The sequence below is a fragment of the Cyanobium sp. Cruz-8D1 genome (assembly GCF_024345975.1).
Lineage (GTDB): Bacteria > Cyanobacteriota > Cyanobacteriia > PCC-6307 > Cyanobiaceae > Cyanobium.
This window is the reverse complement of record NZ_JAGQCD010000011.1, coordinates 92,606-107,972: the sequence shown is the minus strand read 5'-3', so window position 1 is coordinate 107,972 and position 15,367 is coordinate 92,606. Positions and strand designations below refer to the sequence as shown.

Sequence of the window (15,367 nt, the reverse complement as noted above, 5' to 3'; positions counted from 1 at the left end):
TAGAGAGGATCCCATGGTTCAAGCGATCTCGTCGATGGTCGAGATAGATTCTCCTGCTCTGCCGCCTCTTCGGCGGCTTTTTCATGTCCGTAGAGACCCTGGAAATTGCTGATTATTCGAGGTGCCCTTAAGTCATTTCGGAATCGGCAACGACAGGTCCTCAGCTGGATTCTGAGTACAGACCGGCCCGTCCGCACTGTAGTGGCTATGGGCAATCGCCTGACCCTACTCTTAATTGGCCAAGTTCTCGCGAAACCGGAGAGCCTGGTCGCAGCTGTAACCACTGAAGATGAGGCTGTTGAAAACATCAAAAGACATCGACCCTCACTGCTAATCTGCGAGGCACCGCTGGAATCAGGATGCGTGAAATCTCTCATCGTCATTGCCAAAGCAACAGTGGCAGACATCCAGATCCTCGTCCTCATCAGCGAGCGGGAAGACCTAGCAACATGGCCATCAATAGACCCTCTGGTTGACGTGGCGGTTGCCACAAAAGACCTGGGAGACGACGAATACCCGCTGATGCGAGGCTTCATAGAGCTAGCTCGCAAACGCCGCTATCGCACAAACCCATGCGCAGTGGCATATCAAAGGCCGACGTAGTAGCCGCCACAAGGACAGCCATGCTAACCCCAAGAGAGGCAGAGGTGCTGGCATTAGTAGGGAAAGGAATGCGTAACAAGGAGATCGCAGAAAAGCTTGGTATTAGCCATCAGACAGCCCGCACATACGTCAGAGATGTACGCCGTAAGCTCGGCGTAAGAAGCCGCATTTCTGCAGTGATAACAGGATTGGCGAGGCCATAGGCCACCAGGCCTTCATGGCCACACCAAAAGCATGCGGTCAGAGCAGGTTCAAAACAACTCCAGCAGGATTTACCAGAGGAATTATGAGGCAAACCGCCGTACACGAAAAGCCAGCAAAGAAGCGGCTCGAATCACCGAATTACAGCCATTGCAATGATTAGGGCATGCACCCCACACACTATGGACATAGTGTGATCCTGGAGCCAAGCCAGACATGGAAAGGATTGGCGGTGATGATCTCCTCATTTGGGGGGGGGGGGGGCACGCATGCAGGAGCCAGAACCACCATGATGGGCTTCAGAATTGCAGCTTTTTACGTGGGCGTCAACACCTCCAATGCCCGTCTCTTCTGGGGAAACGGCCACTACTACGCGTTTACCCAAGAGAACGCCACATGGCATGATGCATTTTCGCGATCCAATGTCAATCTGGGGCAGCTAGGAACCAATGGCTACCTGGCAACAGTAACATCTGCCGACGAACAGAATTTCATCTTCAATTACTCCTTCAACGGCGGCAAGATTCCCAACCCTGGGTTCCTTGGCGCTACTGATAGTGAAAAAGAGGGCACATGGACATGGAGAGCAGGACCTGAAACGGGACAAGTATTTCGTACCAGCAATACGAATCAGATGTATACCAATTGGGACAAGGGAGAACCCAACAACAGCAGCAATCAAGATTACCTACAAATCAAAACTTCTGGATACTGGGATGACCGAGACCCAGCCAGCATCAACGGCTACGTGACGGAATGGGGCAGTCCCGGCGCAGAATTCACGGCGAGATTTGTCGATCTGAATTCCGACGACACAGCGAATGGATACGAAAACGGCATGGCGGCGCCGAAGATGACAATTAGATTCAATCGTAAGGTGCCGGATGACTATGTTGATATCCGCAACGACACCCCGCTGATCGACATCCCGATCACGTTTGGTGGCACTGCCAAGCTCGGCACTGATTACAACGTATCGGTGAGCGATGACGGTGGCAAAAGTGGCAAAAGCTACTTAAGCGGCGGGCGCCTTTACGTTCGCAACACCCTCAATGTCGTTCTCACCTTCAACCCGATCAACAACAACAGCTGGCAGGCACCTCGCACCATCACAGCAAGCCTGGGCGGCGACGGGAGCGAGAACATTTACGCGATCAGCGGCAACTCCAATAGTCAGGTATGGCTGTTCGACGACGAGCCACAGCTGAGCCTGGGCCAGGGGGCCTATAAGTTCATCCGGACTCCTTTAACATCCACGAACAGCAATCTTCCGGAGAAAAACAGCGATTTCAGCACAAACAGTGATGCACTTCTATTCGACAATGATGGCATCAACGAATCGAGAGCAGATTTCAATAGTATAGGGCTGAACGAAAAGTTTGCCATTCGCTGGGAAACTTACCTCCGTATTCCAGAAACAGGCAGCTATACCTTCAAGGCCACCGGCAATGGCAGCGTACTCACCAAACACAATAACGCGACCGGGGAGGAGTTCAAAGGCCCAACCATCCTGAACAATGGAGCTGTTGTATGGCTGCGGTTTGACTACAAGGATCAAGGCGGCGCGTCGGCCAAACTGACCTGGGATCGCCCCAATGGCTCAGGCGGCATGGTATCCAACGAGGTGGTGCCCGCCAAAGCCATGTTCCTGTCGGAATCGCTCGCACGGGGGGTGAACCGCACGGAATCGGACAGCGACAACACCAGCCTGGGCTTCCAGCTCTTTGCCAACAAGAGTACAATCAGCCCAATCAATATACAGCTTACCTCCAGCTCCGAAACAGCAAACTCCACATCCAACACAACACTTGCGCAACGCCAAACCGGCAGCACCCGTGTAGGCGACGACTACGCAATCCTCGATGGCGGCGCCTTACTCAACACCGGCAGCATTGGCCTTAATGGTGTGGTCAAAGGAAGCATGATCTCCCCATTTGGCACAGTCGCCACTAGGGCAACAACAAGCCGGGACACCAGCACTGGACTCTCGCCCGTACGCGGGGTACCCCTGCGCATGAATGTCACAGGCAATGATCCCTATATTGAAACCTATAACAGCAGCCAATGGAATGTAGCCGATGCTCGACAAGGCGACACCTGGACGGTGAGTGTTTATGCCAAGGCAGACAGATCCACGAGCGGACAACTCTTTATTTTTGAAGCCAATGATAAAGGTGAGTACACGAAGGGAGGGGCCACAACAATCCAGCTAGGCACCGAGTGGCAGCGATATTCCTACACCTACACCTTCACAGATTCCTCCACCCGCTCCATCCAAGTCAGGCTTGACGGCCCTGATAGTGGCGGAACGGGCGCTTCAATCTGGTGGGATGGCCTACAGGTTGAGCGTGCCAGCCAGGCCAGCCCCTTTTCAGCATCATCAGAGATCAATCGTTTCGCCGCGAAATTCAACCCCCTTGATCTTCACAGCGGGGGCTTCGGCACTCTGTCTTGGCAGCCCGATCGGGCCTTCGGCACCCTCCAGAACGTCAGGTCATTTGACGTCAAGGTTCTGAGCGACAGCTATGCCGAGGATACAGAGTCGATCACGCTGACGCTTGCCAATGGCACAGGCTATGGGGTGAGCAACAACAGTCAGACGATCACGATCGCTGACAATCCCTTTGTGCTGTCTCTCAAAGCCGGCCAAAATCCAACCGAGGCCAGTGCCAACGAAACTGATCTCGGTTGGTTTGCGATCACCGCCAACAAGCCAGCCCCAGACGGCGGCCTCCGGGTGCGGTATTCCATCACTGGCGGCTCGGCTAAGCGCGATGTCGACTACTACGCACCAAAATCAACCTTGGTTACAGGTGATGGCTTCAAACCAGAAGATCTAGTTGTGCTACCAAAAGGTGCCACAGAAGCACGGATCTACATCTCAGCCATTGCCGATGCGATCCGAGAAGGCAACGAAACAGTTACTCTCAAACTAATTCCTAACGTTGAAACCGACGACAAGGGCTTCACCTTCCAGCGCTACAACATTGACAGTTCCAAAAGTGAGGACACGCTGACGATCACCGACAGCACGGCCTTTGCGCCGGCAGTGGTGGTCACCCCTGCGGATCGCACAGGTCTGGCAACAGTGCGCGCCCAGCTTGTCAATGGCAAGCAGCAGGCGAGCTTTGACGTGCGCCTCACCAGCCAACCGCGGGACACCGTCACGGTCATCCTGAAAACATCCAGCGGCACCCTGTCCACCACACAACTGAAGTTCTCCAGCAGCAACTGGACCCAGGCACAACGGGTGAACCTCTCGGGCCTGCGCACTGACCAGGCCAGCAGCGTGAGCCTGAGTACCAGCAGCAACGATACCTACTACGCCAATCTGAACACAAGCCAGCGGGTCATTCCCTCCAACTGGCCCTCCGAATTGGGGCTAAGCCTATGGGAAGGTGGCAGTCCTGTACCGATGCAGCCTGCGGCAAGCGTGCAGGCTATCGATGGAACCGAGGGTAGCAACAGCCGCCTGGGCTTCGAGCTGAATCTGGCTTCGCCGGTGACGGGCAGCCCGGTGGAACTCCTCTACCAGCTCAACGGTGCCAACGGCTTCAACCTTGATGGCAGCCATGCCGATGCCATTCACAAACCCCAGGCCAGCTACAGGCCTCTGGTGCTCAACAACGGCAATAGCAGTGGTGGGCCAGCCTATGCCAATTTCGCCGGGCTCACCACGGTCAGCAGCAGCGGTGAAATCAGTGCCGAGGCCTGGGTGCGTCGCGATGCCGGGACCAAGGCAGCGGGAGTTCTGGAATTCACAGACAACAACGGCCACAACCAGATCACCCTTGGCTTTCACGACACCACAGGCAAGCCGAAGCTGGAAATCCGAGATCCTGGCGGCGCACTGCTGCTGAGCCTGATCGCCGACAACGAGGTGGGTCTGGGTGAATGGAACCATCTGGCCTACAGCGTGAATGCAAGAGGCGTCGCCAGTCTCTACCTGAATGGCGATCTCGCCAAACAGGGGCAGCTCAGCCATGCATCGGGACTCAAGGTATCTCTTTATGAGGGCAAGAACTTTGAAACCCTCCGCAGCAACAGTGGTGAATCAAAAATCGACTTTGACGATAGCTATGACACCGCAAAAGGTGGTGACGGCAACACCTTCTCGATTCGAGCAACTGGCCAGATCCAGGCCCGAACAAACGGCGACAACAGTTTCGCCGTGCTGTCCGATAATGGCGTAAGAGTTTGGATCAACGGACAGCAAGTTGTTAACAACTGGACCGATCATGGAGCCACATGGAACAGTTTCATAATATCCAATCTCGTAGCAGGAGAGTGGTATGACATCCAGATCGACTACTACGAGAATGGGGGTTCAGCTCGGCTCCAGCTCGCTGATCGGGCAGGCGGCACGCCGATCACAGCCCTCCGCTATGTACCGCTGTTCGATACAGCCCGCAGTCTCAACTACATCGGCCGCTCAGCCCTGGTGAGCTCTGGTTCTGGCTATTTACGGGGTTCAGTACGTGACGTCGGAATCTGGAATGCGGCCAGGAGCCAGGAGCAAGTCCAAGCTTCGATGCACGCAGCCCAAGCCAGCGGCACAGGCCTGATCAGTGCCCTGGCTCTCAATAACTCAACAGCGAACAGAGTGGCAGGTGCGCCAGCAGCCGTACTGCACAGCGGGTCAAGTAACAGCGCCAGCTTCGCCACCACACCCATTTACGGGATCAAGATGCCCGTGGGCGCCTCAAGCGTCAGCCTGCCCACTCCAGCGGTTGACGATCTCACGGCCGAGGGCACTGAAAGTCTCACCCTCACCCTGATCAACAGCGGGCTCTACAGCATCGGCGGTAGCACGGGCACAGCTACGGCCTATCTCCAAGACAACGACATCGCCAACGTGCTGTTCCTCAGTGCCAACCAGACAGGCAGCACTGACGGTGCCACCATCTGGACACCAACCAGCCAGTTCCGCGTGCGCGAAAGCGATGCCAGCAATGAGACGATCACCCCGCTGGGAATCCGACTGAACAGCCGCCCTACTGCCGCAGTCACCCTCACTCTCGATCCGCTCTCCTACGACAGCGGAGAAATCCAGGTCACCAATCCCGCAAATCCCGCCGCAACTGCGGTGCAACTGGTCTTCACCCCCGACAACTGGAATCAGATCCAGCCACTGCACTTGCAGGGTATTGACGACGACGAAGACGATGACGATACGACCCAGCAACTCAGTTTTACTCTCACAAGTAGCGACCCGATCTACGCCGCAATCAGACCCAGCGTTTCGATGCTTGTCATCGACAACGACGCCACAACAGCCAGCGAATTGCTGGCGACAGTCCAGAGTGCAACGGCACCACTGGCCACCATCACAGGCCCCTCACAGAGCACGATTCACGAGGCCGGAAACGACAGTGCAACGTTCACGATCAGATTACCTGGAGCGTCAAGCGAAGACACTCTGGTGTTCCTCGAGGTGGATCGTCGGCTAAGCCAAGTCAGTGCCAGTGACATCTCCGTCAGCGCTGGCAGCGGCAACCAATCGATGGGCGGGCTTACCCGCTTCGATAGCGCTTCGGGGGCCGGGGAGACAGCCAAGCTTGACAACGATGGGATCAATGAAAGTTCAACTAGCTTCAAAAACAATAATCTGACTGGCAACTTCACCAATACCTGGTCCGGTTACGTCTATATCCCAGAAACGGGCAGCTACAACTTCAGCATCCCTGTTCAAGGGGGCACCAGGCTCTCGTTGGATGGGCAGATAGTAATCGATAAACTGAATACCAACGCGCAAGCAACTTGGAGCACTGGCACGATACAAGCCAATCGCGGTGATTTTCTTGCCATCAAGCTCGATTACAAGTCATTCAACACCAGCTTGCCCAGCGTTGCGTTGAAGTGGAAGCGACCCACCGATGGCGGCACGAAGTACCTTGAAGAGGTAGTCCCTAGTGCTTTTCTAAGCCGCACCAATGGCTTCAGCGTACTGATTCCCAAGGGCAGCACCAGTGGTACCTACACAATCAAGGGCGTACAAGATCAGGTTGCTGAGGGTGTGGAGAGTCTGGCCACATCTCTGCTCACAGCCCATGGAGTTGGGCTGATAGTCCAAGAGCAATCCGGAACCGCAAAACTGCTGGTGACACTGGCCACGACTGATCGGGAGTCAATCACCTTGGCAAAAGGCAGCGTGCTCGCCTTGGGTGAAGACCTCGCAAATAAAAGCGAGACGATTGCCACGTTCACGCTCAGCGCAGCAGCCACCATCCATCGCGATCGCACAACAGGCCTTGCGGGCACGTTGGCATGGACAGAAAAAGGTAAAACCAGCGCCTTCAGCAGCTCCGTTGTTGGTCTGGTAGCAGGCCATGGCAGCGATCTATACCAGATCGCCGATCCCAGTGTTTTGCTCACACTCACCGCACCACTCACCGCCAATGGCAGCAAGAGCTATCTCGCCAACTTGCGGTTGGAAGCCACAAATCGCAGCACAGTCACGATTCCCTCGGGAACCATGCTGAGTTACAGGGTGGACAGCACGGGAGAATTCATTTCACTCGTGCTCAGCAACTCACTCACATTGCGAAGCGGCGAGACGGCAACCAATGTTGTGATGAACGAGTCGGCTAAAAGCACCTCTCTTGTTCCCACGGCAGCAACAACTCCCTTAGTAGGCCTGAGCAGCAGCTACGTCTTGCCAAATACAAACGTGGTGCAGCTGATCGACGACGACCATGCTGGCCTGTTCTTCTCATTGGATGCTGCAGGCACCAATCCTATCGACAGCACACCAATAAACCTCAGCGAGGGGGGCAGCAGTACGAACCGATACGTACGGCTCATCAGCCAACCCACCGCATCGGTGACTGTCTATGTGGAAACAGACGATGCCAGCGAAGTTCTGCTGCAGGTGCCGAGCAGCAATCCCGCCCCAGCTGGCTCGCGGATTGCCCTCACATTTAAGCCAAGTAACTGGCAGACAGCCCAGGCATTCACGGTCGTCCCGGCCGATGACAAGCTCGTTGACGGCACTCAAAACGTTGACCTGCATGTGCGCACCACCAGCAGCGACAGCTTCTACAACATCAACGAAGCCAACCTGCCAAAACTGCCCTTCAGGGTGAATGACAATGACACGGCCACACTGCTCGTTGAACTGCAGCAAAGCACGATCAGTAAAGCTGGCAATGGCTTTCTTAATCTGAGCCTTACAGCGCAGCCCACGGCAGATGTCACAGTGAGCCTGGTACCAAGCGACAGTCAGTTCACCATTAACAACAGGAGCATCGGCCGTGGCGAAACACTGATCTTCACACCTGCCAACTGGTCGACGATTCAAACGATATCTCTATGGGCAGTGGACGACTCCACCGTGGAGGATATAACAAGAAGTCAGTTGCAGATAATCACAACAAGCAGCGATGCAAGCTTCAACGGGCTGAGCATCAATCCGGTTCAGATCGACATCGTCGACAATGATCTGCCCCAGGCTCTGATCACACTGATCAGCGATAGCAGCGAGGATGCCAAGCCAGGGCGATTCAGAATTGAGCTAACGAATCCAGCACCGAATTCAGCCGGGTCGAATGGGATCCAGGTGAACTATCAGATCTCGGCACTGAGTCTGGATCCCGGTCTTGGCTATCCAGCCACACCATCAAGCATCAACAAGATCACCCAGTCGCCAGGGAGGACGTCTGGCCAGGTGCGCATCGCACCTGGACGTACCAGCAGTGACGTGATCGTTGTGCCCATCGACGACTTCATTCAGGATAAGGATAACAAAACGTTCACGGTTCAACTGACAGCCGGTGAGGGCTACTCCCTGAGCAATGACGCAGTAAGCAATAGCGCGACGGTCCAGATCATTAACAACGACGTCGCAGGTGTGGTGCTGTTCACCTCAGGTGAGCGGGTGCTCGTGAAGGAAACCGGCGAGATTGCCACCTACCAACTGGCCCTGCTGTCTCAGCCCTCTCATAATGTCACTGTCAAGCTCAGTGAGCGAATCCCAAGCGGAGCAAGTCGACAACTTGGAACTAGCAGTGCGGCCTACGAGAAAACCCTCACCTTCACACCCAGCAACTGGTACACAGCACAGCAAGTCAGCGTCTGGGCTTACGACGATGCCAAGATCGAAGACGGCACGGGTGATAACCAATTCACCGGCATCCATGCCGCCCAGCTGAGCTACAACTTCAGCAGCGTCGACGACAACTACAACAGCGCCAAGAACAATGACAGCCATTTCACCAACATGGTGCAGGCGGTGGACGTGCTCGACTTTGAGCTCCCCAGCCAAACGGCTGAAGCGCTGCATTCATCGCTCACATCATTACAGGAGGGCATCGATAGTCTCTCCCTACCGATTGTTGGCAGTCTGGATGGCAAAGCTGGTGACGGTCTGCGCAAGTTCATCACCAACCTGGTCAACAGCGTGCGACAGATCAGCACGCCCACACCCAAAAAGCTCAGCAAGCTGCTGAGCGAGCAAATTGCTGATGCTCTCGGCATTCCCGAAACTGCCGTCACCGTGAGCCTGGCGATGCAAGGCACCAGCGCGGTGGTGGTGAGCTTTCAATTCGCCGACAGCTACGACATCTTCAGTGTGCCCCTGGCAGCCGACTTCGGCCTGCCGGGCCTGGGATTTCAGAGTGAAGGCACGCTTGATGCCTACTTCAGCTATGACGCCGGCCTGGAGCTGGTCTTCCCTCGCTCCGGTGAGATCTATCTCAATACCAATAATGACAAGACCTTCCTCAGTGCCGAATTCAACACCAGCCTATCGCCTGATTTCAAGCTCACTGGCGGGCTCGGATTCCTGCAGCTGGATGCCGTCAATCAAGCCAGCGTGAACGACAACGTAAAAATCAAGAGCCAACCAGCCAGCACCGCACTCGATGTGGCCTTTTCACTCGATCTCAGTGGCGATGCAGGTAGTGATGGCAAGCTCACACTCCGCGAATTCAGCAGCCTGGATTTGGGAAAAGTGTTCCAATACGAGATCGCAGGCGATGCTGCGATGTCATTTGGTGTGACGACCAGCGTCAATGGCTCAGCTGCTATCCCCTCCCTCAGCTTTGACCTGGCCAGCCTCCTACCCCTTTTTAACTACTCAAACAAAGACCAGGCAGGTGCCGCGGATAACAAAACATCATTTTATTTCGATAATATCAAGCTTGATCTTGGAAGCTACATCACCCAAATGCTTGCCCCCATCGTTGACGGGCTGGATTCAATTCTCAATCCCCTCTATCCAATCGTAGACGCACTCTATAGCGACACCCATATCTTCTCAGCAATTGGCATCGAGAAAACCTTCGATGTCAATGGGAATGGGCAAGTAAGCCCTCTCGATCTGGCCTCCTGGTTCGCCGATTTCTACGCCACATTCGATCCAGCTCGCGGCAAGGTGCTTAAGACCTCGATCGATGCGACGATTGAATTCCTAGACGTCATCAAAGGGGTCATGGATCTTATCCGTGACTTGGAGCAAATGAAAGAAGAGGGCAGTTTTTATGTCGACTATGGAAGCTATGTGCTGCCTGCCTTCAGCGCTGGTGATCAGTCTGCGTCAACCGAATCAGTCGTGATCGACAAAGATAGTACACCTGCGCTCTCCAGCAACACTGGAGATCAGGCCAAAGCAGGCGGCAACAACAGCTCTGGGAAGTCAAGCAAAAGCTTCGGAGATATCATGAAGCGGCTTAATGATCTTGGCTTCGAGATCCCATTGATCGATGACCCCAAAAACGCAATTAAGCTATTGCTGGGCCAGGATGTAAGCCTGTTCGAATGGCGCATGCCCGGTATGGGGATGACCTCGGAAATTGAGCAGAGCTTCCCAATCTATCCAGGCATTGAGGGGATCATTGAAGGCGGGTTCGGCGTGGGTGCCAACATTGGCTTTGGATTTGACACCCACGGCCTCAATGAATGGAAGCAGAGTGGCTTCAAGGCCGGCGATGCCTGGAAAGTGTTTAACGGCTTTTACGTGGCTGACTGGGACACTAATGGTGTCGATGTCCCCGAATTCACCATGGACGCCACCATGGGGGCTGGCCTCGGACTCTCGGCCTTGGTAGTGAGGTCCGACATCACAGGCGGGCTTGAAGCTGCAGTGAGTTTTGACCTGCTGGATGAAGGGGAAATTGCCGGCACATCAGATGGCAAGATCCGCGGCTCGGAAATCAGCAACAGGATCAGTAAACCACTTGACCTATTCGAAATGGTGGGCAGCCTTTCGGCCTATTTGAAGGCCACAGTGGAGGTGGGGATCGACATGGGCTTCTACTCCATCTGGGACACTGTGTGGCAAGAAAACCTTGCTGAAATTCCACTCTTTGAATTCGGTGTGGGAGGGAGTTATGGCAGCGGTTCGGTGTCAAACGGTTATCTCCAGGGCACCACAGTGTTCTTCGATGGCAACGGCAACCTCACCATCGACCCCTACGAACCAAGCACCACAAGCGGTGATGACGCCCACTACAACCTGCGCATCGATCACCGTACCTTTGACACAAACCGCAACGGCACGATTGATCTCAGCGAAGGCCGCCTGGTCGCCTTCGGCGGCATCGACAGCACCACGGGACTGCCACTGGAAGTGCCGTTCCTGGCTGCACTTGGCCAGATGCTCACGCCGCTCACGACCCTTCACACCCTGGCAATCGATAGCGGCCTTAACGATGAGGATGCTTCGAAATGGATTGATCAAGCCTTCGCACTAGGGGGCTTTGACTATCTGCGGGAGGATCCCGTGCTGCGGCTGAATCAGGCTGCCGGTGCCACAGCAACGGCCAGTGAATGGGATGCAATGGCTGCTTACATCGGCCACATCAAGCTGCACTTCGGGTGGGACATGCTGGCGTATTCGCTCCAAAAACTCCTTTCCGAGCAATACCCTGAAGATATTCACACTGAACTCGGGCTGATCACTGCCTTCACTCAAGAACTGCTCGAGTTATCGGCAGACACACCGATCAATAATCGGCTTGCCACAGCTGCCTTGCGCACGATTACTCGACATCAACCCGACCTACCATCAGCTATCGCAGCTCTTGCGCCTTTGGCCGGGAAGAAGGCTGCGAATGCCAACTGGGAGCTTTCCCAACAAATCGACGCCATATTGGCCTCTGCCAAAGCCAGCGAAATCAGCCTGCCCGAGGCTCAAACCGCCATCAATGGACTCAAGCAAGCTGCCTTTGCCCATTACAGGGCTGAAATGGATAACGTCAGCCACGAGCTCTATTTGATTAACGACGCTTCCCAGCTGCGGCGCGCTGTTCATGAACGGCTGCAGCGGGTGCACCATGGCTTCGTCGCTGAACAGTTCTCCTCTGAGGCTGGACAGCTGATCGACGGCCTGGACTTCGGTTGGATACTGGAGGAAGGCTCCGCCCTGGTTAGCCCGACAACCTTCAGCGCCCGCAACGCCCTGCAGGCCCTTGGTGTCAATCTCGGTGCCCAGCAGCTGGCCTTCACGCTGAATGCCAACCCCAACCAAAGCGACCCAAGTCCGCAGGTACGGCTGCTCGCCAACCTCGAGGGCCTGGGCCTGGATCAGCGCATGGCGGGCCATGCGTTTACCTACTTCGTGGACACCGATCTCACCCCCTCCTCCTTTCTCTACGACGGCAACAGCCGCACGGGCGCACGGCTGTTCAACCTCGGCGCGGGCCTGCCGCTGGTGGCAGAGCTCAACTACATCGACAACGAAAGGGGTGACCGCGATCTTCGTGAGGGCGTCATCCAGGACCCCGGCACCTTCGGCGAACTGATCCAAGACCACCACTTCATGGCCTCCACTGAGTCACCAATTCTCACGGTTGCCTCCAATACAACCAATCCGCTGCCTGCAGCCGTGTTCGCAACCAGCAAAATGGTGCGATCAGGAGCTACTTCCAACCAAGTGGGCTACATCGTGATCGCCAGCGGTGAGGACTGGGATCCTGGCCGTATCACTGTTGAAAGCCTCAGGGAACGCCTCCAAATCCTCGGCGGCACGCTCGAGAGCAGCAACACCCCCAACCTGGGCAGCAACACGTCGCTCTCCCGTGAACTGCAATTCACTACGGGCGACCAGCTGGTGTTCCTGGAGTTGTCTGATCTCACGATCTGGGACCTGGACGACCGCTCCACCACCCTTGATCAGTTGTCCAACCGGATCGGCACCATGCAGCTCAGCATCTCCTCGGCTGGCGGCATTGCGACGTTGAACTCCCAGCGCTCGGGTCTTTCCATCCAACTGGCTCTCCAGGAGGAAGAAGCGACGCTGGCTGGCTTCGTGGCTCGCCAGCAGCATCAGGCGGCCGTGCTGGATTTCACAGGCCTGGGAGAAGCCCGAGTGGAAGGAGTCCTCGAACTTGCTCGGGAAGCCTCACATAACACTCGGTTGAGCTTCTATCGCGTACTTGACGCCAACGGCGCAGTTGCCAACCCCGACGACCCAATCACAGGCAAACCAATACTGCCAGGGCATGAGGGCTACACGCAGGCTGCCATGGCCAATCGCGTTGACGCTCTCACAGGGCTGTCCACTAACAACACTCAAACAACGTCCCGGGAGATCACGTTGGCGGAAACGTTCATGCTCGCTCCCTATGCAGAAGTGGACACCGGCAAGACCCAACACACGTTCTTTGCGTTCAGCGAGGCCAATGCCGATGGGGTCCAGCACTTCCAGGTGCTGGGCGACAACGTCTTCGGCTTCGAAGACCTCTACGGGGGAGGGGATCGGGACTTCGACGATCTGATCTTCTCCTTCAAGCCCGCGGCATTGATCGACAGCCCCCCCCTGGCCTGATGGGCCCCGGCGGGTGGCCGGGCCAAGCTTCCCCTATGTTCCCCAGCCCCAACCCAGGGGTCTCCCAGCCATGCCCCGTTCAGCTGCGCCTGTCGACCCCAGCCTTGGCTGGGTGGATGTAATTTTCGTTGGCGCGAGCGATCGCTTGTCAGGCCATACGATCGCCGAGCCGCAGTCGGATCACCTGCGCGTGATGCCCATCGCGAGCGCCAGCGACGACGTCGTGTTGGTGGATGGCCCCCATCCGGCCGGACCGGCCGAGGGCCTGTTCAACCGCAGCTTCTTCCAGCACTGCCGCCGGCTGCTGCGCGAGGTGTTCGGCCATGCCGATCGGCTCTACGGCTGGGTGTCCATGTACCCGAGCGGCTGGTGGAGCTGGACCTTCGCCTGCCCCGATGGCCCCCGCTACCGGGAGCCGCTGGTGGAGCGCGCACTGGCCGACACCACGGCTCAGCCATGAGCCTGGAGCTGTTCGACACCGAAGGGGCGATCTACATGGGCGCCCGCCGCGAGCCCCGGGGCTGCGCCGTGGGCCTGTTCGGCGTGCCCTACGACGGCACCACCTCCTTCCGCCCCGGCGCCCGCTTCGGCCCGGCGGCGATCCGCGACGTGAGCAGCGGCCTGGAGAGCTACGACCCCCAGCTCGACCTTGATCTCGAGGACCTGGCCTTCGCCGACCTCGGGGCCGTGGCGATCCCCTTCGGCGCCCCCGAACCGGTGGTCGCGGCGGTACGCCAGGCCACCGAGGCGGTGCTGGAGTTGGGCCTGGCGCCGCTGATGCTGGGCGGCGAGCACTCGATCAGCAGCGGGGCCGTGGCGGCGGTGGCGCAGCGCTATCCCGATCTGGTGCTGGTGCAGCTTGATGCCCACGCCGACCTGCGCCAGGAGTGGCTCGGGGCCCGCCACAGCCACGCCTGCGCCATGCGCCGCTGCCTGGAGGTGCTGCCCAGCGGCGAGCTGCGTCAGATCGCCATCCGCAGCGGCACCCGTGAGGAGTTCCAGGAGCTGCACGCCAGTGGCCGGCTGGTGCCGATCGCCGCGATGGCCGCGGCGCTGGCGCCCCTGCGGGGCCGGCCCCTCTATCTCACCGTCGACCTCGACTGGTTCGATCCCGCCGTGCTGCCCGGCACGGGCACGCCGGAGCCCGGTGGTTTCCACTGGCCCCAGTTCGCCGAGCTGGTGGAGGAACTGCGCCAGCACCAGCTGGTGGCCGCCGATGTGGTGGAACTGGCCCCCCAGCTCGACCCCAGCGGCGTCAGCGCCGTGCTGGCGGCCAAGGTGACCCGCAGTCTGCTGCTGTTGCTTGGCGCTCAGTAGCAGCAGGTGCCACTGGCGCGCTGCTCCCGCAGGCGGGTGTGCTGCTGGCCGATCAGTTGCACCGCCAGGGTGGGATGGTTGTGCAGCAGGTTGAGGAAGCGGAGCCGATCCAGCCGCAGCACTTCCACGGGCGTTCGGGCGAAGGCGTCGCTGCGGTGGCTCAGTTCGCGCCAGGTGATGTCCTGGTAGCTGAACAGCTCACCGGGGCGGAAACAGGTTTTTTCGCCCTGCTCGCCCACCAGTTCAACAATGCCGCGCTTGACGGCGTAGATGGCGTCGGCGCTGGCGCCGCGGCAGAAGACGTGGGCTCCGGTGGGAAGGGTGAAGGTTTCACAATCCACATGAACAGCCATCAGTTCGATGGGTGATGGGGATGTGGTGGTTCTGATCAATTCAGGGGGACTCCGTGGTGGCGTGGACGGACTTAAGCCTTCCTAGGGCCAAACGGTGCGTTCCGGTAGGTGAAGGAAGGGTGACACA

4 protein-coding genes and 1 pseudogene are annotated in these 15,367 nt (G+C 57.3%); 4 read left to right on the top strand and 1 reads right to left on the bottom strand.

Translation table 11 applies throughout. From position 1 onward, the window contains the following. Positions 1–572 precede the first annotated feature (572 nt). The 4 genes and pseudogenes from KBZ33_RS21820 to speB all read left to right on the top strand — a co-directional run bounded on the left by KBZ33_RS21820 (position 573) and on the right by speB (position 14,887). Complete coding sequence (locus KBZ33_RS21820; RefSeq protein WP_396108259.1) at positions 573–806, top strand: response regulator transcription factor; 234 nt, start codon at positions 573–575, stop codon at positions 804–806. A 317-nt stretch (positions 807–1,123) separates the two neighbouring features. Then, complete coding sequence (locus KBZ33_RS09200; protein WP_255011666.1) at positions 1,124–13,570, top strand: PA14 domain-containing protein; 12,447 nt, start codon at positions 1,124–1,126, stop codon at positions 13,568–13,570. Positions 13,571–13,778: 208 nt separating this feature from the next. Then, positions 13,779–14,009, top strand: a pseudogene (locus KBZ33_RS09195) (polyamine aminopropyltransferase); the annotation flags it as partial. Positions 14,010–14,026: 17 nt separating this feature from the next. Further along, positions 14,027–14,887, top strand: a complete 861-nt coding sequence (gene speB / locus KBZ33_RS09190; RefSeq protein WP_254952287.1) for an agmatinase — start codon at positions 14,027–14,029, stop codon at positions 14,885–14,887. Here speB and KBZ33_RS09185 read toward each other — a convergent pair. Further along, a complete protein-coding gene (locus tag KBZ33_RS09185; protein ID WP_254952289.1) occupies positions 14,881–15,240 on the bottom strand; it encodes a cyclic nucleotide-binding domain-containing protein in 360 nt (119 codons plus the stop codon). The genes speB and KBZ33_RS09185 overlap by 7 nt on opposite strands. Between the last annotated feature and the right edge of the window lie 127 nt (positions 15,241–15,367).

Coding starts and splice junctions, on each gene's coding strand:
- KBZ33_RS21820 (WP_396108259.1), top strand. CDS start 573: ATGCGCAGTGGCATATCAAAGGCCGACGTAGTAGCCGCCACAAGGACA.
- speB (WP_254952287.1), top strand. CDS start 14,027: ATGAGCCTGGAGCTGTTCGACACCGAAGGGGCGATCTACATGGGCGCC.
- KBZ33_RS09185 (WP_254952289.1), bottom strand. CDS start 15,240: ATGGCTGTTCATGTGGATTGTGAAACCTTCACCCTTCCCACCGGAGCC.